The sequence below is a fragment of the Streptomyces jumonjinensis genome (assembly GCF_009600885.1).
GTDB classification, from domain to species: domain Bacteria; phylum Actinomycetota; class Actinomycetes; order Streptomycetales; family Streptomycetaceae; genus Streptomyces; species Streptomyces jumonjinensis.
In genome coordinates this window covers 1-21,003 of sequence record NZ_VCLA01000180.1, presented here as the reverse complement: position 1 = coordinate 21,003, position 21,003 = coordinate 1, and the positions used below count along the sequence as shown (strand labels likewise).

The following is a 21,003-nucleotide window of genomic DNA, read 5'->3' as shown; positions in this document are numbered from 1 at the left end:
CGCGTCCGGGCCGAGAGCCCGCCGGGTGCGGTCCGCGGCCGTGATCGCTGCCACCGGGTTCCCGAGACGCGCCTCGAACTGGGCGAGACTCCCGAGCTGGTAGGCGTGCAGGAGCTGGTGGCCGCTGTCCCGGGCCGTCTGGATCGCCTGGCCGTAGTGGTCGCGGGCGGCTGTCACATCGCCTGCGTCCCAGCTCAGCCACGCGAGGAACGACCGGGCTTCGGAGTGGGCGGCTGACAGGTCCCGGCGGGGGCCGTCGCCGGTGTCGAGTTGTGCGGCGAGACGCAGAGTCTGCCGGGCGGCGGGCAGCAGCTGGCGCGCGGGCAGCGCGTTGTCCAGATGGCGGCCTGCTGCGGTGACCTGTCGTAAGCAGGCGGCGATGTCGCCACCGTCGTCGGGCATAGGGATGGTCACGGGCATGGGCATGTGTCCTCCTGCCGGAGAAAAGGGGTGGTGTGTGCCCATGACAGCACCCCTCGGACGCCTGGTGGCGGTTTATGCGCCCTGTGGATATCCCGTATGCAGATCCTGCATACGCCCGACGCGCCCGCCCGGTGCTGACAGCATGCCCGTACACCGATGACGGAGGAACCGTGGACATTGAGATACCCATCGACATGCCGCAGGACCCTGCGAGCCGCCAGTTCGTGGAGCTGCTGATCGAGCACCTGACCGCCGTCGACCCGGACGCCGAGATCGACTGGGATTCCGTGGGCCGGATGGACAGCATGTCCCCCGCCGAGCGGGACAAGGTGATCAAGGATCACCAGGGCTTGTTTTACGGGTAGGACTGACCCGGACCGCTCAGTCCCCGCCTCCTTACGGGCGGCGGGGACTAGTTCAGGGCGTCGATTGCCTTCACAATCAGCGCCCGCGCCTCTGCCCCGTACACCGCTTGCTCATACAGGCACCGAAATGCCTTCCTGTATTGAGCCACCTCTTCGGGCTCGATAATCTTCACAGACGCGGAAAGCGGCTCGTGATCCACTCGCTCGTCATCAAAAATGGTGAAAGATTCGATCGGCCACATCTGACGGTCCTTGTCGACTGGAATGACCCCCAGCGACACGGAGGGTAAGTCCATAGCCGAGAGAACTCCCCCTAACTGTCCGGCCATCACACCCGCTCCCCCTATGCGGTAACGCAGTACGGGCTCTTCCAGGAGGATCGCGAGACGCCTGCGCGCGCCCTCCCGGACGAGTCGGGACCGCTCCATCCTGGCTGCGACGGCGTCGGCGACATCATCCGGAAGTTCACGGAAGGCGCGGATATTACGCAGGAGCGCCGTCGCATATCCGGGTGTCTGGAGAAATCCAGGAATCACATTGGAGCAGTAAACTTTGAAATTCTGGGTGCGCTCAAAGAGTGGCAACGAAGAGACTTGAAGGCGCTTCAGTCCAGTACTCTGAAGGCGCTTCCACTGAACGTAGAGAGAGTCTGCGTGTCGCGACGACGCGATTAGGCCAGCAGCCTCATTCTCCGCACCGCACACACGGCACCATGCGCGGATATCGTCGTCGGACGGCGCGGTCCGCGCGGCTTCGAGACGCGACGACTTCGACTCATGCCAGCCCGCCCGAGCCGCCAGCTCGCGCTTGGTGATCCCCGCGTCCAGACGAATCTCACGGAGCCGCGCTGCGACATGTTCGCGCGCGGCCTGGGCGCTGGACGACGGGGATGTAGCCATGGATCGGGGTTAGCGGATCTCGTAGTCGGCGTGCGGGATTGCCCGCGCCCAGACACGCTCGAACGCGTCGCAGCACAGGCCGACTGTGGGCGAGTCGGTGATGTACTCGTCCTCCAGGAAGGTTCCGTCACCGGAGAAGTGGTGGATCTCGACGATGTCGCCGTCGAAGATCCAGAAGTCGTTCCCGGGTACCAGGAGGTCTGATGCCTGACGCCGTGGCAGCCACCGAACCTCCTCGCCGGACGTGACGTTAGCGTGGGTGACGTAGTGCTCCCAGCGGATGTAGTCCGTGACCGGTTCGGAGACCACTCGGGCCCGGCGCACAACTACACCCCGAGCGACGGCGTCGGCGATCTGCTGGTGGAAGGGCCGCCACCAGGTGCCGCGGTCGCTCCAGTCGACGCGGGCTCCCTGCCGCCAGGCTTCGAAGCGCGGGTTGCTGTAGTAGCTGTCCCGCAGTTCCAGGTGGACCGCTGACCTCTTGGCGTCAGCCAGCAGATCATCGAACGTCGGGATCGACTGCATCGCATGCCTCTCTCAAGATGTGCACCATCCGGATGGGGATCCGCACTACTGCTTCGTGATCGGGCAGCGGCCCTGTCTCGCGGACCTCTTCCTCAAGGTCGGAATCAGCCTTCCAGCCCTGGAAGACGAACTCCTCCTTCGTCGGGTCCACCCAGACCCGGGGGCAGTTCTTCTCGTCTGTGCTCGGGTCGATTCCGATGAACCGTAGCGCCATGATGCCCTCCATCGCAGTCTGCTTGCTAGGACTTGCACAACCATCGAGGAGCCTGTTCAGCAGGGTCAAGGCCGCGATTGAGCCATGCAGGGCCGAGTGGTCCTGCGTGCAAGTTCGTGCATGTCTATGGAAGTTGATCAGTCGCGGTCCCTACGGTCGTCGGCGTCGCGTCGCCCATACGACTGGGGAGCATGATGATGACCACCCCCGCACAGCCTGCCGGATTCATCGGTCGAGCCGCCGCACCGCCGTACCCCCGGAAGCCAGCGCACAGCGCCACCGGTCAGTGGCTCGCCGAATCCCTGGACCAGCCCGAGATCGCGTGGGAAGGCTGGCGCAAGGGCCCCCAGACCATGCTCCCAGCAGGCCGCCGGTTCGACGCGGTTCGCATCCCGGCCGAGCTCGTCCACGCCGCCGCCGACAGCGCGATCCATGCCACCGTCGCCGAATACCTGACCGCCGCCCTGGACGGCCCGGTCATCTGCGACCCGGCCCGCTGGTACTACGCGCTCGTACCGCCCGACACCACAGAGTCGTGGACGTGCGGGCTCGCCCGCTGCCTCGGGACGGGGGCCTGGATCGGCGTCCCCCACACCGACCTCACCAAACACACCCAACTCCACTGGTGCGTCCCCATGACCCAACCCGGCCACCTGTGCGACCCGAGCACCGTCGCCGCGCTGATCGAGCACGGCCATAAGCAGCTCATCCCCGAGCCCACGACGTTCCGCCAGCCCGCCCGATGACCGCTCCCGTCCGGCCCGCCGTACCGGTCTTCGCGCGGCGCGGCTGCCGCCTGAAAAAGAAGCCGCCCATACGTGAGTTGACCTGGTGGGCGTACCAGGGCTACCGCTGCTTCGCCTGCGACCGGCCACTCCGCCGGGGAGCCGTCTACTGCGGCTGGATCCGCGGACGGTCCGGCGCCCACGTCCTCGATGTCGAGGTCTGGTCCTGCCCCTGACCCTGCCCACCTTCAGACCCCCGTCCCTAACCCGGGCGGGAACGGCCGGCCCCCGCCCCAGGGTGGTGGGGGCCGGCTGACCACACACCCCCTGGAGGACCCATGGACGCCTACGACCGCGCCCTCGGAACCGCCCTCACAGCGCTCGCACTACTCGGGCTTACTGCGCCCGCGATCGCCATGCGTGATCAGCTCGACCAGGTCACCGGGGTCGTGGCGCCCGATACCCCGGGGCCCGAGCGCGCCCTGGACGACGAACTGCCCTACTGACCCGGAGACCGCCCCGGCCCGCAGGTACCCCGTCGCGCGGGCCGGGGCCTCTACTCGCAGTCGTCCTCAGACACCAGCTCAGACAGAGGAACGCCCACTGCGCGGGCGATCCGAAAAAGCAGGGTGAGGGGCGGGTCGCTGATCGCGTACTCGATGCGGTGAATAGTCTTCCGGTCTGCGTCGACTAGCTCACCGAGGCGTTCTTGACTCAGCCCGGCAGCGAGTCGAGCATCGCGAATGCGGTCGCCGAACGCCCGGCGGGCGGTGAGCACCCAAGGCGGTGGCGGATCGACGGACACCCGCCCACGCTCGAATGATCATGGCTGATTGTCTGTACCCAGTCAGGTACATTTCCCTCGCGCACACCCTAAAGGCGGGCTCCGAGTCCAACCCCCAGGCGGATCGGAGCCACGACGCCCCCAGCCTCACCCGAGGCCGGGGGCGTCACCATGACGTGCTCACTTCCACTCGATACGCACCGCGTCCGGGTCCCAGTACCCCCCACCCGGCATCCGCCCCGGCCGGGCAGGCAGCACCGTGATCGTCATCAAAGTCGCAATTATCGCTCGCTTCCGAGAGAGATCCAGCGCGGCCCACGCCACATCCGGATCTTCGGCACCTACCAGCCCGACGACCGGGTTAGCCTTCACCGCGCCCGCCAGCGCCACCTGCGCCTTCTCAAGGCGCTGCTTCGCGGACTGGGACGCGACGCGCCACTCCTGCATGTCCATCTCCCCCGCACCCAGCGCGGCAGCCAGCTCATCAAGGGTCCCCCGGGCCTCCCTCATGTCCGTCTGCGCACCAAGCACATCCACTGGGTCGTCGCGGTCAGCCAGGAGATCCGCCGCATCGGGGCGAGAAATCCTCTCCAGCACAGCAAGCTGCACAAAGTCGTCCAGGAGGTCCCGCTGCCGCGTCAGATGCTTGCTGACCCTGCACGAGTATGACGGTCTGGGTTTTGAACCCCGCCCGGCGCCCGCGGTTGCAGCCCGCATGGTGGCACCACAGACCCCACACACATAGATATTGCTGCCCAGGTACTTGCGCTGGTTCCCGGGAGTGATCCGACGGGATTCGTCCGTGAGGATGGCGACGACGCTCCGCCACTTCGACTCCTCAATGATGGGCACCCACCCGGCCCGGCCCGCTTCCTTCCCACGGTGCTTCACGATGCCAGCGTTCCGGGGCCTCAGCAGCATTTGGCCGACCTCTGGGCCTTCCCAGTCCCCCCCGGTACTCGTTGCGATACCGCGCTTGCGCCAGTCAGCGGCTATGGACCGCAGCGAAGCGCCGGCAAGAACAGCGTCGGCCGCCTCATCGGCGTAAGCGGCCTCAGACGCGGGCTCCACCACCCCGAAGGCCCCGCAGGCACCACACAGGGGCCTCACGGCGAAGCTGTGGCGCTCACGGCAGTCCCGGCACTCCTCGCCAGCATGGAAGGCTCCAGCAGCTCCACAGCCATCACAGACCCTCGTGATGGAGAAGCCTCCGCCCGCCGCACACTCAGGGCACACCATGGACCGCGGAGTGACATGGTCGTCTTCGTACCCGAACGGGCGACGGCCACCGAAGTGGCGGCCCTGCTGCGCCATCTGGTCCCGGGCACGGCGCTGGCGCTCCACCATCCGCTCGACCTCATACCGGGCCTGGACGCCGAGCTGGCGGGCGATCATCCGGCCGGTGGCGGTCGTCAAGTCGAGGTGACCGGCTTTCACCGTGCGGGTGTCAATGCGTCGCGGCTCACAGACATCGATGTACGTCTCCAGCTCAGCCGGGGATCGGTGCAGCCGGTCCGTGTGCCAGGCGAGCACGCAATCGCCGTCGCCAGATCGGAGGGCGTCCATCATCTCGATGTAGTCAGGGCGCGGCTTACCCGAGTAGGCGCTCAGGTCGTTGTCCTGGAACACCTTCACGACGCGGTACTCGGCCTGCGGCGTGGAGAGCTGTTCGGCCAGGGCATAGCAGTCCTCGATCTGCCGCTCGCAGCCGAGGCCGGCACCTTCGCGGTCGGCACTCATGCGGGCGTAGATGAAGCATCTGACTATCTGTCGACCGCTGGCCGGGTCCGTGAGCAGCATGCTTCATGCTGGCATGGTAGAAGGGCATTTAGAAAGGATTCGCTAGATCGAATCCGCTGCCGCCTTTGGGCACCGAGGCCGGGCTGAGCCCGACGGTGAGCTTCATCTGGGGCCACTCCGCCCCCGAGTTCACCACCGCCGCCCTGACCCGGTCGCGGCTCTCCACCAGGCTCTTGTCCGGCAGTCCGACCAGGGCGAACGCCGCCACACCGCGCTCCAGGTCCGCCTGGACCTCCACCACCACGCCCTCGACGCCCACCAGCGCCACCGAACACGTACGGGCGAATGCCATCAGGCCACCCCCCGGGCGTGCTCCACGAGCGGGGCGCCGCGCCGGGGCAGTACCACCCCGATCAGATCGATGCGGACCCCGCCGGGCGGCGGCTGGCCGTGCCGGTGCAGCCAGCACTCGGCGAGATGTCTCAGCCGGTCGGCCTTGGCGGGGGTGACGGCGGCCATGGGGTGCCCGAACGGGCCCGGTCTGCGGGTCTTGACCTCGCAGACGACCACCGCGTCGCCGTCCTGGGCGACGATGTCGATCTCGCCGGCCCGTCCGCAGCGCCAGTTCCTCGCCAGGACCGTCATCCCGGCCTCGGTCAGCAGCCGCGCCGCCAACTCCTCGCCGTACCGCCCCAGTGCCCCCGTACCGTTCATATCGGCACCACCTCCGGCACCGACTGTGACGGACCGCCGCCCCCGCTGTGGATCTTGATGGATTCCGGTGGATAACCGGGCCGCTGTGGATAACCCGGCCACCGGAACGGGTGCCTCAGTTACCTGGAGAGGGTCACGGGGGTCACACAGCCGCCCGGAGAGGACGACGCCTCAGGTACCCGGAAGTTCGAGATCGCTCTTGTTCAGCTCCTCGATGTTCACATCCTTGAATGTGAGTACTCGGACCTGCTTGACGAACCTGGCGGGCCGGTACATGTCCCAGACCCAGGCGTCCGCCATCGAGACCTCGAAGAAGACCTCGCCCTGCACCGAATGGACCTGCATCTCATAGTCATTGGTGAGATAGAAGCGGCGCTCGGTCTCGATCACGTATTTGAACAGTCCGACGACGTCTCGATACTCCCGGTAGAGCTTCAGCTCCATCTCGGTCTCGTACTTTTCGAGGTCCTCGGCGCTCATGGCATGTTCCCCTTCAGCCGTGCGTCCCCCTATTGTGCGCCAGCCCTTACGCCCCTAGACGATTTCCGGGGCGAGGACCACAGGCGTGCTCGGAGGACCCTCGTCGAGCAGCGTGCGCAGCAGCCCGGCGAGCTTGGTCGGGTACACCGTCTCACGCGCCGACGACAGTTCGGCGGAAGTCCACCACCTGAGCCCGGTGACACTGCGCCGCTCCAGTTCGGTGAGGGCGCGCGGGGCCGCGGCGGTCTGCGCGGTACGCGCCAGGAAGTACCACTCGTCCTGGTGCCAGCGCCGTCCGTCGAAGGGAAAGGAGCAGATCCGCCGCCAGATCACCGGTCCGAGTTCGACCTCGGTGATCCCGGTCTCCTCGGCCAGTTCGCGCAGCGCGGCCTCCTCCCGGGTCTCGGAGCCCTCCAGACCGCCGCCCGGGGTGAACCACCAGTCGTCGTCCGGGTCGTCGGGTTCGCAGCCGTGCATCAGCAGAATGCGGTCCCGGGGGTCGAGCAGGACGACCCTCGCCACCTTGCGCGGCTCTCCGGCCGCCCCCGCCACGGCCCCCGGAGCCTCCGGCGCCTCAGGTCCCGGCATCCACGACCGCCCTTCCACGTCCCGCGCCCCGCCGGCCCAGCAGCCGGGCGAGAGGTCCGTACGCCGCCCCTCCGAGGATCAGCGCCGCTCCGGCAGCGATCGAGGCGGCCATCCACCGGACCGGACCGACCTCGGAGATCCCTCCGGGCAGCGCCGCGAAGCTCTCCGGACGCTCGATCACCCCGCCGCTGAGCGGCCAGGCGATGGCGTCCAGCCGCCCCACCACCGCCGATCTCGGCACGGCCCCCTGTCCAGGGTCCTTGAGGTGGGTACGGGAGTCCAGGGAGCCCATCCGCTCATCGCCGAGCAGAAAGATCCGCCCCTCGGGCACCTTCGCCGTGAAGGCGTCCGGCGAGGCCGGTCCCCGGCCGCTCAGATACGGTTCCTCGACGCTCTCCCCGTTGACCGTCAGTCCGCCGCCGTCACCGCAGCAGGCGACCGTGTCCCCGCCGACGCCCACCACCCGCTTGATCATCGGGCTGCCGCCCCAGTCGGCGTCCCGGAACACCACCACGTCCCCGCGCCGCACCCGGTCCCCGTCCAGCCGCTGGGCCAGCACCCGCTCCCCCGCGGCCACGGTCGGGGACATGGAGTCGGTCGGCACCGTATACGGCTGGTAGACCAGCGCGCCCCAGCCGAACCCGCCGAGGAAGAGCACAGAGCCGACGGCCACGGCCAGGCCCGACAGCGTACTGCCGAGCCGGCCGCGGCCGTCTTCCTCGCGTTCTGACTCCATCCCGTCCGCTCCCCACCTCGGAGATCCGGCCCCGGGGCGGTCCCCCGGGGTTCCAGCGATCCGGGACGGCACCCTACCGGGCGGTATCCCCCGCGGTCAGCCGCTTACGGCGCCAGAGGACGATGGGCAGCGCGCCCAGGGCCCCCATCGCCAGCGGCGCGGTCGAAACGGCCACGGACGCCGCCGCGTTGAGACCGGGCTGGTCGTAGGTCGCGGGCACCGAGAGGGTGGCCCAGCGGTCGATCGGCCACGCGATCACCACGGCACGTCCGACGACCTCGTCCACCGGCACGAAGCCGCCGTTCACATCCTCCATGTGGTAGCGGGAGTCCCGGGAGTTCTGCCGGTGGTCGCCCATGACCCAGATCTTGTCCTCGGGCACCTTGAACGGACCGAACGGCTGGTCGTCACAGGGGGTGTCGCCGGGGAAGATGTACGGCTCGTCGAGCGCCTTCCCATTGACCTTGACCGGGCCGCCCTTACGGCACTCCACCGTGTCGCCCCCGACCGCGATCGTCCGCTTGATCAGGTCCTTCTCCTCGGCCGACGGCATCAGACCGATGAAGCTCAGAAACTTCTGGAGCGCATTGGGGTCCGGGGTGGGCTCCCCGTCCAGCCAGCCGCCCGGATCGTGGAAGACCACGACCTCACCGCGCTCGGGCTCCGAGCCGAACCACGGCGTGAGCTTGTCCACGAGCACGCGGTCACCCCGCTGAAGGGTGTTCTGCATCGAGTCCGAGGGGATGGAGAACGCCTGCACCAGGAAGGTCTTGATCAGCAGCGCGAGAATCAGCGCGATACCGATCAGCAGCGGCAGTTCCTTCCAGAACGACCGCTGATTCCTGCGCTGCGCGCCATCTCCGTCGGCCCCCTGACCCTCGGGGCTGTCACCGGCCGGGGGCTGCCCCGTCGGATGGTCGCCCGTCACGGCGCCCAGGGACCCGGCGGGCTCTCCCGGCCTGTCCTCCGGCTGCTCGTGTCCGGACCGTGCGCCGACCGCCACGTCCCCCACATCCACTCCTCACTTCGTGCGAACCGCCTGCCCCGAAGAAGAAGCAGGCTCACTACTCCCATAACGATCGGGAGTTCCGCAGGGCTCGGGAGCAGGACCATTCCGTTTCGATCCTGGGGGGCCACCCTATGCGACAGCGGAGGCCCAGCGGTTTCCCCCGTACGCCCGTTCGGGATCGATGCGTATGTCTCCGGCTCCTCCAGCCTGCGCCAATGGCCGACCGGCCAGGCGATGACCATGGCCCGCCCCACCACCAGATCCTCGGGGACCGTGCCCTGGCCCTTCTCGCCGAGGTGGAAGCGGGAATCGGCCGAATCTGCCCGGTGGTCCCCCATGACGAACAGCCGGCCCGGCTCCACCTCGACCTCGAACGCCGTGGCCGACGGCGCGTTCCCGGGCTTCAGATAGGGCTCTTCCAGCGGTACGCCGTTGACGGTGACCCGGCCGTCCCCGTCGCAGCACTTCACGGTGTCGCCGCCCACCGCGATCACCCGCTTGATCAGTTCCTGCTGATCGTCGGAGGGGAGCAGCCCGATGAAGGCGAGTCCCCGTTTGAGCTGTGCGACCACGGTCGGATCGGAGTTCTCCGCCGGGGCGCTCTCCCCCTGGAGCCAGTCGCCGGGGTCCTTGAAGACCACCACATCGCCGCGCTGGGGCCGGGAGCCGAACCACGGTGTGAGCTTGTCCACCAGCACCCGGTCCCGGATCCGGATCGTCTCCTCCATCGAACCGGACGGGATGACGAACGCCTGCACGAGAAACGTCTTGAGAACCAGGGCGATCAGCAGCGCCGCGCCTATCAGCAGCGGGATCTCCCGGACGGCGGACCGCCGCCGTCCGCGTTCGGCCTTCCGGGCGAGCCTGCGGCGCTCCGCCCTGCCCGGCAGGGCCGGGGAGCCGTGGGTGGGCCGGGAGCCGTCAGCGGGCCGGGCGGCGTCGGTGGGCCAGGAGCCGTCAGTGGCCCGGTACCCGTCGGTGGCCCGGGTGCCCGTCGGCAGCCGGGCGCCGGCCCGATGTCCGGCCCGGCGCCTGCGGCTACCCATGCGCTCCACCGGGCTCCGGTGGCGGGCTCCCCCGGCCCGGGGAGCCGCCGGATGCCCCCTGATGCCCTCCGGAGGGCGCATCCGGTACGCGGGCGAACACATCGGCGCGCTCCAGCGAGGTCCACCGGCCCAGCGGCCAGCCGATCCAGTCCGCCCGCCCGACGACCTTCTCCACGGGCACCATGCCGCCGCCGGGCGCGCCGAGGAGATCACGGGAGTCGCGTGAGTTGCTCCGGTGGTCGCCCATGACCCATAGCCTGCCCGGAGGCACCTCGATGTCGAAAGGGACCTCGGACGGCGCGTCACCGGGGCGCAGATATCCCTCGTCGAGCGCCGTCCCGTTCACCGAGACCCGCCCCGACGCGTCGCAGCAGACCACCCGGTCGCCGCCCACGCCCACCACACGCTTGATGAAGTCGGTCTCGTCGGGCTCGGTGAGCCCCAGCGCCGCGAGGACCTCCCGCGCGGCCTCGCCGACGGGGTTCCCCGCCGGGTCCCCCTGGACGAAGGAGCCCCTGCCGTCGAAGACGATCAGATCCCCTCGGCGCGGCTCTCCGTCGAAGCGGTACGCCAGCTTGTTCACCAGCACCCGGTCCCCGACGCGCAGGGTCGGCTCCATGGAGCCGCTGGGGATCTGGAACGGCTGGACGACGAACCGGCTGAACAACAGGACCAGCGTGGTGATCACCAGCGCCAGGACGCCCGTCCGCCGCCAGGAAGGCGCGGTGCCGGGGCCGGCGCCGGGGCCGGTGCCCTCCCTGGACCGGCCGCCCCGGAAAAGCACGGAGCGCGACCCCTCTGCCGCGTCCCCGGCGTCGGGGTCGGAAGAGTGATCGCGCTCTGTGTGCTTCGCTGCGGTGTCCATACGAAGGCGAAGCCTATCCGGCCTCGCTGTGAACCCCGGCGCGCGCTGAGCGGCAGCTCAGAGCCTCGGGCGCGGTGCGCCCAGAGCTCAGTTGTCGCGCTTCTCCTTGATCTTCGCGGCCTTGCCGCGCAGCTCACGGAGGTAGTACAGCTTGGCGCGGCGGACGTCGCCACGGGTGACGAGCTCGATCTTCTCGAAGATCGGGCTGTGCACCGGGAAGGTCCGCTCGACGCCGACGGAGAAGGAGACCTTGCGGACCGTGAAGGTCTCGCTGACGCCCGAGCCCTGGCGGCGGATGACGACGCCCTTGAACTGCTGGACACGGGAGCGGTTGCCCTCGATGACGCGAACGTGGACGTTCACGGTGTCACCGGGACGGAAGGCGGGGACGTCGGACCGCAGCGAGGCGGTGTTGACGACGTCGAGCACGTGCGACATGTTCGTCTGCTTTCTTCGCCGATGCCACAGGTCATCAGCGGGAGAGAGGATGAGAATCAGGGGGCCGCCGCGTCGGAGCGGGCGTCGTGTCCCCCTGTGGCAGGGGCGCACGCCGGACGCACGGCAGCGGCCTATTCTTCCACGGCCGGCGGCCTGCGCCAAAATCGGCCACCGGGCTCGGGGGCCCAGCCCAGGATGGAGAGGGTCTCCCGGTCCTTCTTGTCGAAGGCGGCGGGGTCGCAGCGCTCGATCAGATCCGGCCGGTTCAGCGCCGTACGGCGGAACGCCTCGTCCCTGCGCCAGCGCGCGATCTTCCCGTGGTGGCCGCTGACGAGCACATCCGGGATGGCACGCCCGCGCCAGCTGGGGGGCTTGGTGTAGACGGGCCCTTCGAGCAGATTCGCCATCGCGCCGGGCGCGAAGGAGTCGTCCTGGTGGGACTCGGCGTTGCCGAGCACCCCGGGCAGCAGCCGGGCCACGGCCTCGGTGATCACCAGAACGGCCGCCTCGCCGCCGGCCAGCACATAGTCGCCGATGGAGACCTCGTACACCGGCATCCGGGTCGCGTACTCGTCCATCACCCGGCGGTCGATGCCTTCGTAACGGGCGGGGGTGAAGATCAGCCAGGGGCGGTGCGCCAGCTCCACGGCGACCTCCTGGGTGAAAGGGCGTCCGCTCGGGGTGGGCACCACCAGGACGGGGTCATGGGCGCCGGACTCGTACCCGTTCGCCAGGGTCTCGTCGAGCGCGTCGCCCCAGGGCTCGGTCTTCATGACCATGCCCGGACCGCCGCCGTAGGGGGTGTCGTCCACGGTGTTGTGGCGGTCGTGGGTCCACTCGCGCAGATCGTGCACCCGGACGTCGAGCCGGCCGCGGGCGCGCGCCTTGCCGACGAGGGAGACGTTCAGCGGTTCGAGGTACTCGGGGAAGATCGTGACGACGTCGAGCCTCATCGGGCCCCGCCCTCGGCGTCCCCGGCGGAACCGGCCCCCCGGGCGGAACCGGACTCGGGCTCGGACTCGGGACCCCCGGCGGTCTCGGCCTCACCGGCGGCCTCGGCGTCACGGGCGGAGGCGATCTCCGCACGGTCGTCGATCAGCCCGGGCGGCGGGTCGATCACAGCCCGCTGCTCCTCCAGATCGATCTCGGTGACGATCTCCTCCACGAACGGAACCATCACCTCGCTCCCGTCCGGCCGCTCCACGATGAACAGATCCTGCGAGGGCAGATGGCTGATCTCGGTGATCCGGCCGACCTCGGTCCCGTCCACCGTGACCACATCGAGATCGATGAGCTGATGGTCGTAGTACTCCTCGGGGTCCGAGGGCATCTCCTCGGGGTCCACGTCGGCGATCAGCAGGGTGTTGCGCAGCGCCTCGGCGCCGGTGCGGTCCCGTACGCCCTCGAAGCGCAGCAGCAGCCTGCCGCTGTGCACCCGGCCGGTCTCGATCGTCAGAGGCCCTATGGCGGCCGGTTCGGTGGCCAGCACGGCCCCGGGACCGAGCCGCAGCTCCGGCTCGTCCGTACGCACCTCGACGGTGACCTCGCCCTTGATGCCGTGGGCGCGGCCGATCCGGGCGACTACCAACTGCACTTCGCACTCTCTTCTGTCATACGACTCATACGACTCATTACGACTCATACAGCGACGCATCCAGCCCGGACGGCTCAGGCGTCTCAGAGAGCGCATACGGGCGTACTACCCCGTATACGCCGATACGACTACGGGCCGGGGACGGCCGAATGGCCCTCCCCGGCCCGAGCCGGTGTCCAACTTGTTCAGCGGACCTGATCCACATCGACGAGGTCGACGCGGATACCACGGCCGCCGATGGCGCCCACGACGGTACGCAGAGCGCGCGCGGTGCGGCCATTGCGGCCGATCACCTTACCGAGGTCATCGGGGTGGACCCGGACCTCCAGCACACGCCCGCGGCGCAGGTTGCGCGAGGCGACCTGCACATCGTCGGGGTTGTCGACGATGCCCTTCACGAGGTGCTCAAGAGCCTCCTCGAGCATGCTCAGGCCTCGGTCGACTCGGCGGCCTCAGCCGCGTCGTCCGCCTTCTTGTCGGCCTTCTTGGCCTTCGGGGTGATGGCCTCACCCTTCGGCTCGCCGCCTTCGAGGGCCTTGGCGAACTCGTCGAACGCGGCGCGCTTGTCCGCCTTCGGCTCGGCCACCAGCAGCGGCGCCGGGGCCGGCAGGCCCTTGTGCTTCTGCCAGTCGCCGGTCAGCTTCAGGATCGCGAGAACCGGCTCGGTCGGCTGGGCGCCGACGGACAGCCAGTACTGCGCGCGCTCCGAGTTGACCTCGATGCGCGAGGGGTTCTGCACCGGGTGGTACAGGCCGATCTCCTCGATGGCCCGGCCGTCACGGCGGGTACGGGAGTCGGCGACGACGATGCGGTAGTGAGGCGAACGGATCTTGCCCAGACGCTTCAGCTTGATCTTGACTGCCACGGAAGTGGTGTCTCCTGGTCTTGACGTGGTTGGGCACAACAAGATGCCACGTGGGGTTGCGGTACTCGGAGTGCCCGATGGACGCGTCAGCCGGAGGAGAGAGGGGTCCTATGCGACTGTCGAGTACAGCTGTCCATTGTGCCACACGCCGGCGGCACGCCTCCCCCGGTCCTGCGCCGCCCCCGTCAGGCGGCCGGTCCGGGGGTCAGCTCGCCGCGGCGACCGGCTCGGGGATACGGAAGGGCTTGCCGCAGCCCCCGCAGACGATGGGCGCCTGGGCGAGGACCGAGGGCACCACCCGCACATTGCGACCGCAGTCGCAGACGGCCTTGACCCGCACACCGCCGCCCGAGGAGCCGTGCCTGGCGGCGGGTCCGCGGAAGGAGCGCTTGGTGTCGGAGGCCGTCGCGACCGTGTGCGCCTTGAGGGCGCGCTGGAGCCGGTCGATCGTGGGGCGGTAGCGGCGCTTGGCCTCGGGGCTGAGCACGACCAGCGAGAAGCCGCTGCTGGGGTGCGGCTCCTCGGCGTGGTCCAGGCCCATTTCCTCGGCGATCGCCAGGAATCTGCGGTTGTGGTAGCGGCCGGCGCGTGAGGTGTCGCGGACACCTCGCGCGGCGGCGATGCCATGGACTGCCTCATGAAGCAGTCGTTCGAAGGAGAGCTCGGCGCCGCAGGCGGACGAGGACTCTCCGATCAGGGACTCGGGCGCGGCAAGGTCGGGCAGTTCAGGGTGGTGCCGCTGAATATCGGCCCACGCCTGTGCCAGCTCTGCGGCGAGAACAGGTGGTGTCGTGCTCACGTCGTGATAACGAGCCGGACATGCCCCGGGTTCCATTCCGGGGCATCCCAAATATTTTGCACGTACCCGTCAGTTGGCATTGATGCCTCCCCAGGAGGGTCGGGTGCGCGGATCTGCGGCGAAGTCCCCTGGTTTCCGTCAAGGTGGTGCGTAACACCGCTCGCGCGCCCCGCGTCCGGGCTCCCCCGGCCGGCGTGTCCCCCGGCGGACGCGCGTCCCGCTCCGGCGTGTCGGCGTCGCGGGCCCGGCGTACGGCTCCGCTCAACAGGCGCGCGCGTCAGCAGGCGCGCGTCAGTAGGCGCGCGCGACGATCGCGACACTACCGGGCGCGTCGTCCGCCGTGGGCACCGACCCGTCCTCGGCGACCAGACAGCGCACCGACACCCCCTGCCCGGCGAGCGCCGCCTCGCCCTCCTCGCCCAGGACCGCCCAGGGAATCCGCGCCCAGCCGCCCGAGAGCGCCGCCTCGGCGGCCTCCGCCGCCGTCCGCACCTCGGCCGTACGGGACTCCCGCCGCTCCCGGGACTCCCGCAGCAGCCGTGCCTGATCCTCTTCGAGCACCCCGGGCAGCAGTCCGGCCAGCGCCGCGAGCGGCACCGGCTCCTTGCCCCCGGGCACCCTGCGGACCAGCGTCGCGGTCCCCGCCCGGAGATCGCGCGGGCCCACCTCGATCCGTACCGGTACGCCCTTGAGCTCCCAGTCGACCGCGCGGCGGCCGAACGGGACGTCCACGCGGTCGTCGATCCGCACCCGCAGCCCGGCGGCGGTCAGCCGGCCGGCGATCTCCCGGGCCGCGGTCACCGACTCCTCGCCCTTGATCGCTGTCACCACCGCCTGAACGGACGCCAGCCGCGGCGGGACCCGCAGCCCGTCGTCGTCGCCGTGCGACATGATCAGCCCGCCGAGCATCCGGGTGGAGGTCCCCCAGGAGGTCTGCCAGACCGGCTCCTGACGGCCCTCCGCGGAGAGATACCGGATCTGGAAGGCCCTGGCGAAGTTGGTGCCCAGCTCATGGCTGGTCCCCAGCTGGAGGGCCTTGCCGTCGCCCATCATCCCTTCCAGGGTGAGGGTGTTGACGGCCCCGGCGAACCGCTCCCGGGGCGTCTTGCGCCCCAGGACCACATCGATGGCGAGCACCTCGGTCATGAAGTCCGCGTACACCTCCCGGTGGATGCGGGCGGCGTAGTCGCGGGCCTCCTCGCGGGTGGCGTGGGCGGTGTGCCCCTCCTGCCAGAGGAATTCGGTCGTCCGCAGAAAGACGCGCGGGCGCAGCTCCCAGCGGACCACATTGGCCCACTGATTGATCAGCAGCGGCAGATCCCGGTAGCTCCGCACCCAGGTGGCGAACGAGGCGTTGACGATCGTCTCGGAGGTGGGGCGTACGACGACGGGCTCCTCCAGCTCCTTGCCGCCGGCGTGGGTGACCACCGCGAGCTCGGGTGCGAAGCCTTCGACGTGCTCCGCCTCGCGGGTCAGATAGGACTGGGGGATGAGGAGCGGGAAGTAGGCGTTCTCCGCGCCCGTCGCCTTGATGCGGGCGTCCATCTCGGACTGCATCCGCTCCCACAGACCGTAGCCGTACGGCCGGATGACCATGGTGCCGCGCACCGGGCCGTTCTCCGCCAGCTCGGCCTTGGCGATCAGCTCCTGGTACCAGCGGGGAAAGTCCTCGGCCCGGGGCGTGAGGACGGGTGCCTTTGCCATGGCGGGCATCGTACGGCGGCCCGGGTCCGCCGTACGGGGCCGTTGGGGTGCCGGGGGCGCACGCCCGGGGCGGTCGGGCGACGGCGTACGCCTTCTGGACGCGGGGGCCCGAGACCTCGGGACGCCGGGGCCCGGGACGCGGAACCCCGGACCCCGGACCCCGGGACCCCGGACGCCGCCCCGACAGGCCCACCGCCCGCTACCCCGGAGCGTCCTTGGAGAGCCGGGTGATCCCGGCGGCGCGGTAGGCCGCCTCCTCCTCCAGAGTCTCGTTCTCCAGCAGCGCCGCGGCCAGATCGTCCAGCCGGTCCCGGTTGTCGCGCAGCTGGCGGCAGGCGCTCTCGTAGCACTCGTCCACGATCCGGCGCATCTCGTGGTCCACCGCGTCCAGCGTCGCGGGCGCGGCGGAGAGTCCGTACGCCACCTGGGCGTCGGCGGGGATCGCGGTCAGCCGCCCGACCCGCTCGCTCATCCCCCAGCGGCCGACCATGCCCCGCGCCAGCCCGGTCACCTGTTCGAGATCACTCTCCGCGCCCGTGGTGATCACTCCGAAGACGACGTGCTCGGCCGCCATTCCCCCGAGCGCGCCGATGATCCGGCCGCGCAGATAGTCCTCGGTGTAGGCGTACCGGTCCGCGTCCGGGGTGGAGAGGGTGACCCCGAGGGCCCGGCCGCGCGGGACGATGGTGACCTTGCGGACCGGGTCGGCGCCGGGCTGGAGCATTCCCAGCAGGGCGTGGCCGCTCTCGTGGTACGCGGTGCGGCGGCGCTCCTCCCGCGACATCACCAGCGGTCGCTCCGCACCGAGCTGCACCTTCTCCAGGGCGGTGGACAGATCCGCCTGGGTGACCTCGGACTGCCGGCGCTTCACCGCGAGCAGCGCCGCCTCATTGGCGAGATTGGCGAGCTCCGCGCCGGTCATCCCCGGTGTCGTACGGGCGACCCGGGCCAGATCCACATCGTCGGCGAGCGGGATCTCACGGGTGTGGATGCGCAGAATGGCCTCCCGGCCCGCCCGGTCGGGCGGGGAGACCTGGACGATGCGGTCGAAGCGGCCGGGCCTGGTCAGCGCGGGGTCGAGCACATCGGCGCGGTTGGTGGCGGCGAGCACGACCACCCCTTCGGACCCGCTGAAGCCGTCCATCTCGGTGAGAATCTGGTTGAGCGTCTGCTCCCGCTCGTCATGGCCGCCGAGGCCGCCGCCGCCCCGGGCCCGGCCGATGGTGTCGATCTCGTCGATGAAGACGATGGCGGGGGCGACCTTGCGGGCCTCGGCGAAGAGCTCCCGGACCCGGCCCGCGCCGACGCCGACGATCATCTCGATGAACTCGGACGCCGAGGCGGAGAAGAACGGCACCCCCGCCTCTCCGGCCACCGCGCGGGCCAGCAGGGTCTTCCCGGTGCCGGGCGGGCCCGCGAGCAGCACCCCGCCGGGCATCCGGGCGCCCATCTTCCGGTAGGCGCCGGGGTTCTTCAGAAAGTCCACGACATCGTCGAGCTCGCCCTGGACCTCGTCGATCCCGGCCACGTCCGCGAAGGTGGTGCGCTTGCCCTCGCTGACCTCGACCGGTTTGGGCGGGGGCTTGCGGGCGAACGCGCCGCCGCCCATCGCCGCCCCCATCCTGCGGGCGATGAACACCCAGAGCAGCACGAGCAGCACCATCGGCGCGAGCGCGATCAGCAGATTCGACAGAAAGCCGCGCTGCTGGACGACCGGTTCGGCCGTCACGGTGACCTTCTTCGCGGTGAGCTCGCGCCAGAGATCGTCGGCCGCGAAGGCGGGCCGCTGGGTGGTGAACTTGGTGTAGTCGCCCTTCTTGCCGGGGATCGGCGCCTTCTCCTTCAGCTGCCCCTGGATGGCGTCGCCCTTGGAGTAGATCTTCGAGACATTGCCCGCGTCGACCTGTCTGCCGAACTCGGTGTACGAGACGGTCGGCTCGCCTCGCTCGCTGAAGTACGAGAGCGCCACATTGGCGAGCAGATACACCGCGAGCGCCATGAGGATCAGCCCGCCCCAGCCGCCGGGCATCCGCTTCCGGGGCGGCGCGGGCGGCGGCGCGCCCTCGGAACGCCAGGGCTCGTCCGGGGTCCGGCGCGGCGGTGCGGGGGTGTTCATACCGGGACGTTAAGCCAGAAAAACACCGTCGGCACCTGCGCGAACGCGGGTGCCGACGGTATGGCGGCGATGACCGCCGGGGCTCGGCCCATGGACGTGGTGACCGCCGGGGCTCGGCCCATGGACTCGGTGACCGCCGGGGCCGGCCCTGGGGCTAGCCCATGAACTTCTTGAACTCGTCCGGCAGCTCGAAGTCCTTGCCCTGGGCGCCGGCCGGCAGTCCGAAGGCGCCGCCCTGGGCCGCCGCCTCCTCGCGCCGGGTGGCCGCGGCCTGCTCATCGGCCTTGCGCTTCATCGGGTTGCCGCTCTTGCGCTTGCCCTTGGCCTGCTTCTGCTGCTTCTTCTGACGGCCGGGGCCGCCGCCCATGCCCGGAATCCCCGGCATACCGGGCATCCCGCCGCCCTGGGCCATCCGCGACATCATCTTGCGGGCCTCGAAGAACCGCTCCACCAGGCTCTTGACCGCACTGACCTCGACACCCGAGCCCTTGGCGATACGGGCCCGGCGCGAGCCGTTGATGAGGGTGGGCTCCTGCCGCTCGGCCGGCGTCATCGACTTGATGATCGCGGCCGTACGGTCCACATCGCGCTCGTCGATGCTGTTGATCTGGTCCTTCATCTGGGCCATACCGGGCAGCATGCCGAGCAGCTTGGAGATGGAGCCCATCTTCCTGACCTGCTCCATCTGCGCCAGGAAGTCATCGAGCGTGAAGTCCTTGCCCTTGCTGCTCGCCAGTTTGGAGGCCATTTTGGCGGCCTCTTCCTGGGTGAAGGTCTGTTCGGCCTTCTCGATCAGACTGAGGACATCGCCCATGCCGAGGATGCGGGACGCCATCCGGTCCGGGTGGAACGCGTCGAAGTCGTCCAGCTTCTCGCCGTTGGAGGCGAACATGATCTGGCGGCCGGTGACATGCGCGATGGAGAGCGCGGCGCCGCCGCGGGCGTCTCCGTCGAGCTTGGAGAGGACCACGCCGTCGAAGCCGACGCCGTCGCGGAAGGACTCGGCGGTGTTGACCGCGTCCTGGCCGATCATCGCGTCCACGACGAAGAGGATCTCGTCCGGGCTGACGGCGTCGCGGATGTCCGCGGCCTGCCGCATCAGCTCCTGGTCGATGCCGAGCCGGCCGGCGGTGTCGACGATGACCACGTCGTACTGCTTGGACCTGGCGTACTCGATGGAGTCCTTGGCGACCTGGACCGGGTCGCCGACGCCGTTGCCCGGCTGCGGCGCGTACACCGCGACGCCGGCGCGCTCGGCGACGACGGAGAGCTGGTTGACGGCGTTGGGGCGCTGGAGGTCGCAGGCGACCAGCAGCGGGGAGTGGCCCTGGCCGCCCAGCCAGCGGCCGAGCTTTCCGGCGAGGGTGGTCTTACCGGCGCCCTGGAGACCCGCGAGCATGATCACGGTGGGCGCGGTCTTGGCGAACCGCAGCCGCCGGGTCTCGCCGCCGAGGATGGAGACCAGTTCCTCATTGACGATCTTGATGACCTGCTGCGCCGGGTTCAGCGCCTTGGAGACCTCGACACCGCGCGCCCGCTCCTTGACGTTCGCGATGAACGCCCGGACCACCGGGAGGGCGACGTCCGCTTCCAGCAGCGCGATACGGATCTCACGTGCCGTGGCGTCGATGTCCGCCTCGGAGAGCCTCCCTTTGCCGCGCAGATTCTTGAAGGTATTCGCCAAGCGGTCGGAGAGAGTATCGAACACGGCGCTCGTCGGTCCTCGGGGTCGGGGGCAGTAGGAATCGCACTCCAGGGTATCCGGCCGGGGAAAGTCCGTGTCCCCGCCGTCATGGATCAGTCCAGTCGTTCTTCCAGCGCCCGTGCCAGCTCGGCCGCCGCCGGCTCCGGCAGGGGGCCGCCACCGGGGCCGGTGAGGTAGAAGGCGTCCACGGCGTTCGCGCCGAGCGTGGAGACATGGGCGCTGCGCACCCGGGCCCCCGCGTCCTCCAGGGCGCAGCCGATCCGGTGGAGCAGCCCGGGGGCGTCCTGGGCGCGGACCTCGATCACGGTGGCGTGGCGGGAGGCGGCGGGCAGGGCGGTGACCCGGGGCGGCGGAGCCTTAGTCCCCCGTCTGCGCGGCTGGGCGGCGTCCCGCTCGGCGAGCCGGGCGGGGACGTCCAGCGAGCCGTCCAGCGCCCGTACGAGATCGGCGCGCAGCCGGGCGGCCTGGGGCAGCGAGCCGTACTCGGCGGCGACCCGCCAGTCCAGTACGAGGACGGCCCCGGCGTCCGTGCCGTCGTCCGGTTCCAGGGTGCGCAGCTCGGTGGCTTCCAGGGTGCGCAGCTCGGCGGCGCGGACGGTGAGCCGGTGCAGCGCGAGGACTCCGGCGGCGGCGGGCAGCACCCCGGGCCGGTCGGGGACGGCGATCCGC

General features: G+C 69.9%; 25 protein-coding genes and 3 pseudogenes. 4 read left to right on the top strand and 24 right to left on the bottom strand.

The genetic code is table 11. The features are described from left to right. Positions 1-426: pseudogene (locus FF041_RS27610) on the bottom strand (helix-turn-helix domain-containing protein); the annotation flags it as partial. Between the two features lie 167 nt (positions 427-593). Between FF041_RS27610 and FF041_RS27605 the strand changes: the two are divergent. Next, a complete protein-coding gene (locus FF041_RS27605) occupies positions 594-788 on the top strand; it encodes a hypothetical protein (protein ID WP_153525361.1) in 195 nt (64 codons plus the stop codon). 47 nt (positions 789-835) lie between these two features. Here the strand turns inward: FF041_RS27605 and FF041_RS27600 are convergent, their stop codons facing one another. From FF041_RS27600 to FF041_RS27590, 3 genes are read right to left on the bottom strand one after another with little or no spacing between them, the layout of a single operon-like run. Then, the gene (locus tag FF041_RS27600) at positions 836-1,687 is read right to left on the bottom strand and encodes a helix-turn-helix domain-containing protein (protein ID WP_153525360.1); all 852 of its coding nucleotides are present in this window, start codon (positions 1,685-1,687) and stop codon (positions 836-838) included. 9 nt (positions 1,688-1,696) lie between these two features. Continuing rightward, positions 1,697-2,212, bottom strand: a complete 516-nt coding sequence (locus tag FF041_RS27595; RefSeq protein WP_153525359.1) for a DUF6879 family protein — start codon at positions 2,210-2,212, stop codon at positions 1,697-1,699. Further along, positions 2,187-2,495, bottom strand: a complete 309-nt coding sequence (locus FF041_RS27590) for a hypothetical protein (RefSeq protein ID WP_323392882.1) — start codon at positions 2,493-2,495, stop codon at positions 2,187-2,189. Before FF041_RS27590 ends, FF041_RS27595 begins: the two co-directional genes overlap by 26 nt. 122 nt (positions 2,496-2,617) lie before the next feature. On the opposite strand from FF041_RS27590, the gene FF041_RS27585 reads away from it, so the two are divergent. The 3 genes from FF041_RS27585 to FF041_RS27575 all read left to right on the top strand — a co-directional run bounded on the left by FF041_RS27585 (position 2,618) and on the right by FF041_RS27575 (position 3,657). Then, positions 2,618-3,172 carry a hypothetical protein gene (locus FF041_RS27585; RefSeq protein WP_228388665.1) on the top strand — a complete coding sequence of 185 codons (555 nt, stop codon included), beginning with the start codon at positions 2,618-2,620 and terminating at the stop codon, positions 3,170-3,172. Further along, complete coding sequence (locus FF041_RS27580) at positions 3,169-3,387, top strand: hypothetical protein (protein WP_153525357.1); 219 nt, start codon at positions 3,169-3,171, stop codon at positions 3,385-3,387. Before FF041_RS27585 ends, FF041_RS27580 begins: the two co-directional genes overlap by 4 nt. A 102-nt stretch (positions 3,388-3,489) precedes the next feature. After that, positions 3,490-3,657, top strand: coding sequence for a hypothetical protein (locus tag FF041_RS27575; protein WP_153525356.1), 168 nt, complete (start codon positions 3,490-3,492; stop codon positions 3,655-3,657). Between the two features lie 50 nt (positions 3,658-3,707). Here FF041_RS27575 and FF041_RS27570 read toward each other — a convergent pair whose 3' ends face one another. The 20 genes and pseudogenes from FF041_RS27570 to FF041_RS27475 all read right to left on the bottom strand — a co-directional run. After that, complete coding sequence (locus FF041_RS27570; protein WP_323392933.1) at positions 3,708-3,929, bottom strand: helix-turn-helix transcriptional regulator; 222 nt, start codon at positions 3,927-3,929, stop codon at positions 3,708-3,710. Between the two features lie 186 nt (positions 3,930-4,115). Continuing rightward, on the bottom strand, positions 4,116-5,735 hold the full coding sequence (locus FF041_RS27565) for a recombinase family protein (RefSeq protein ID WP_153525355.1): 1,620 nt from the start codon (positions 5,733-5,735) through the stop codon (positions 4,116-4,118). Between the two features lie 40 nt (positions 5,736-5,775). Further along, positions 5,776-6,027: pseudogene (locus tag FF041_RS27560) on the bottom strand (magnesium chelatase domain-containing protein); the annotation flags it as partial. Then, on the bottom strand, positions 6,027-6,389 hold the full coding sequence (locus tag FF041_RS27555; protein WP_153486263.1) for a YraN family protein: 363 nt from the start codon (positions 6,387-6,389) through the stop codon (positions 6,027-6,029). The gene FF041_RS27555 and the pseudogene FF041_RS27560, both read right to left, overlap by 1 nt. 171 nt (positions 6,390-6,560) lie before the next feature. After that, positions 6,561-6,869, bottom strand: a complete 309-nt coding sequence (locus tag FF041_RS27550; protein ID WP_153486264.1) for a DUF2469 domain-containing protein — start codon at positions 6,867-6,869, stop codon at positions 6,561-6,563. A 54-nt stretch (positions 6,870-6,923) separates the two neighbouring features. Further along, positions 6,924-7,457 (bottom strand): NUDIX hydrolase, encoded by a 534-nt coding sequence (locus FF041_RS27545; RefSeq protein ID WP_153525354.1) that lies wholly within the window; start codon positions 7,455-7,457, stop codon positions 6,924-6,926. Next, positions 7,444-8,193: a signal peptidase I gene (gene lepB, locus FF041_RS27540; RefSeq protein WP_153525353.1), complete on the bottom strand. Its 750-nt coding sequence runs from the start codon at positions 8,191-8,193 to the stop codon at positions 7,444-7,446. Before lepB (FF041_RS27540) ends, FF041_RS27545 begins: the two co-directional genes overlap by 14 nt. A gap of 73 nt (positions 8,194-8,266) precedes the next feature. Next, the gene (lepB, locus tag FF041_RS27535) at positions 8,267-9,196 is read right to left on the bottom strand and encodes a signal peptidase I (RefSeq protein WP_323392931.1); all 930 of its coding nucleotides are present in this window, start codon (positions 9,194-9,196) and stop codon (positions 8,267-8,269) included. After that, positions 9,081-10,248, bottom strand: a pseudogene (gene lepB / locus FF041_RS27530) (signal peptidase I). The gene lepB (FF041_RS27535) and the pseudogene lepB (FF041_RS27530) overlap by 116 nt, the downstream one beginning before the upstream one ends. Continuing rightward, a complete protein-coding gene (gene lepB / locus FF041_RS27525; RefSeq protein WP_153525352.1) occupies positions 10,241-11,113 on the bottom strand; it encodes a signal peptidase I in 873 nt (290 codons plus the stop codon). The pseudogene lepB (FF041_RS27530) and the gene lepB (FF041_RS27525) overlap by 8 nt, the downstream one beginning before the upstream one ends. 87 nt (positions 11,114-11,200) lie before the next feature. Then, complete coding sequence (rplS, locus tag FF041_RS27520) at positions 11,201-11,551, bottom strand: 50S ribosomal protein L19 (RefSeq protein ID WP_153486272.1); 351 nt, start codon at positions 11,549-11,551, stop codon at positions 11,201-11,203. Between the two features lie 131 nt (positions 11,552-11,682). After that, entirely contained in the window at positions 11,683-12,504 is an 822-nt protein-coding gene (gene trmD / locus FF041_RS27515) for a tRNA (guanosine(37)-N1)-methyltransferase TrmD (protein WP_153525351.1), read from the bottom strand. Beyond that, on the bottom strand, positions 12,501-13,145 hold the full coding sequence (gene rimM, locus FF041_RS27510; RefSeq protein WP_323392879.1) for a ribosome maturation factor RimM: 645 nt from the start codon (positions 13,143-13,145) through the stop codon (positions 12,501-12,503). The genes trmD and rimM overlap by 4 nt, the downstream gene beginning before the upstream one ends. A 185-nt stretch (positions 13,146-13,330) precedes the next feature. Further along, a complete protein-coding gene (locus tag FF041_RS27505) occupies positions 13,331-13,570 on the bottom strand; it encodes an RNA-binding protein (RefSeq protein ID WP_005311361.1) in 240 nt (79 codons plus the stop codon). 2 nt (positions 13,571-13,572) lie between these two features. Next, positions 13,573-14,010, bottom strand: a complete 438-nt coding sequence (gene rpsP / locus FF041_RS27500; protein WP_323372242.1) for a 30S ribosomal protein S16 — start codon at positions 14,008-14,010, stop codon at positions 13,573-13,575. A 205-nt stretch (positions 14,011-14,215) separates the two neighbouring features. After that, positions 14,216-14,809: a hypothetical protein gene (locus FF041_RS27495; RefSeq protein WP_003958960.1), complete on the bottom strand. Its 594-nt coding sequence runs from the start codon at positions 14,807-14,809 to the stop codon at positions 14,216-14,218. A gap of 291 nt (positions 14,810-15,100) precedes the next feature. Further along, on the bottom strand, positions 15,101-16,513 hold the full coding sequence (proS, locus tag FF041_RS27490; protein ID WP_153525349.1) for a proline--tRNA ligase: 1,413 nt from the start codon (positions 16,511-16,513) through the stop codon (positions 15,101-15,103). Positions 16,514-16,712: 199 nt separating this feature from the next. Next, on the bottom strand, positions 16,713-18,629 hold the full coding sequence (gene ftsH, locus FF041_RS27485; protein WP_153525348.1) for an ATP-dependent zinc metalloprotease FtsH: 1,917 nt from the start codon (positions 18,627-18,629) through the stop codon (positions 16,713-16,715). 154 nt (positions 18,630-18,783) lie between these two features. After that, positions 18,784-20,337 carry a signal recognition particle protein gene (gene ffh / locus FF041_RS27480; RefSeq protein WP_323392878.1) on the bottom strand — a complete coding sequence of 518 codons (1,554 nt, stop codon included), beginning with the start codon at positions 20,335-20,337 and terminating at the stop codon, positions 18,784-18,786. An 89-nt stretch (positions 20,338-20,426) separates the two neighbouring features. Continuing rightward, the coding region (locus tag FF041_RS27475) for an ACT domain-containing protein (protein ID WP_153525346.1) at positions 20,427-21,003 on the bottom strand (577 nt) is incomplete at its 5' end.

Bases quoted from the DNA above. Each gene is read 5' to 3' on its own strand.
- FF041_RS27600 (WP_153525360.1), bottom strand. From the start codon at position 1,687: ATGGCTACATCCCCGTCGTCCAGCGCCCAGGCCGCGCGCGAACATGTC.
- FF041_RS27550 (WP_153486264.1), bottom strand. From the start codon at position 6,869: ATGAGCGCCGAGGACCTCGAAAAGTACGAGACCGAGATGGAGCTGAAG.
- lepB (WP_153525352.1), bottom strand. From the start codon at position 11,113: ATGGACACCGCAGCGAAGCACACAGAGCGCGATCACTCTTCCGACCCC.
- lepB (WP_153525353.1), bottom strand. From the start codon at position 8,193: ATGGAGTCAGAACGCGAGGAAGACGGCCGCGGCCGGCTCGGCAGTACG.
- FF041_RS27545 (WP_153525354.1), bottom strand. From the start codon at position 7,457: ATGCCGGGACCTGAGGCGCCGGAGGCTCCGGGGGCCGTGGCGGGGGCG.
- FF041_RS27585 (WP_228388665.1), top strand. From the start codon at position 2,618: ATGATGATGACCACCCCCGCACAGCCTGCCGGATTCATCGGTCGAGCC.
- proS (WP_153525349.1), bottom strand. From the start codon at position 16,513: ATGGCAAAGGCACCCGTCCTCACGCCCCGGGCCGAGGACTTTCCCCGC.
- ftsH (WP_153525348.1), bottom strand. From the start codon at position 18,629: ATGAACACCCCCGCACCGCCGCGCCGGACCCCGGACGAGCCCTGGCGT.
- FF041_RS27555 (WP_153486263.1), bottom strand. From the start codon at position 6,389: ATGAACGGTACGGGGGCACTGGGGCGGTACGGCGAGGAGTTGGCGGCG.
- rplS (WP_153486272.1), bottom strand. From the start codon at position 11,551: ATGTCGCACGTGCTCGACGTCGTCAACACCGCCTCGCTGCGGTCCGAC.
- trmD (WP_153525351.1), bottom strand. From the start codon at position 12,504: ATGAGGCTCGACGTCGTCACGATCTTCCCCGAGTACCTCGAACCGCTG.
- FF041_RS27565 (WP_153525355.1), bottom strand. From the start codon at position 5,735: ATGCTGCTCACGGACCCGGCCAGCGGTCGACAGATAGTCAGATGCTTC.
- FF041_RS27505 (WP_005311361.1), bottom strand. From the start codon at position 13,570: ATGCTCGAGGAGGCTCTTGAGCACCTCGTGAAGGGCATCGTCGACAAC.
- FF041_RS27580 (WP_153525357.1), top strand. From the start codon at position 3,169: ATGACCGCTCCCGTCCGGCCCGCCGTACCGGTCTTCGCGCGGCGCGGC.
- FF041_RS27575 (WP_153525356.1), top strand. From the start codon at position 3,490: ATGGACGCCTACGACCGCGCCCTCGGAACCGCCCTCACAGCGCTCGCA.
- FF041_RS27595 (WP_153525359.1), bottom strand. From the start codon at position 2,212: ATGCAGTCGATCCCGACGTTCGATGATCTGCTGGCTGACGCCAAGAGG.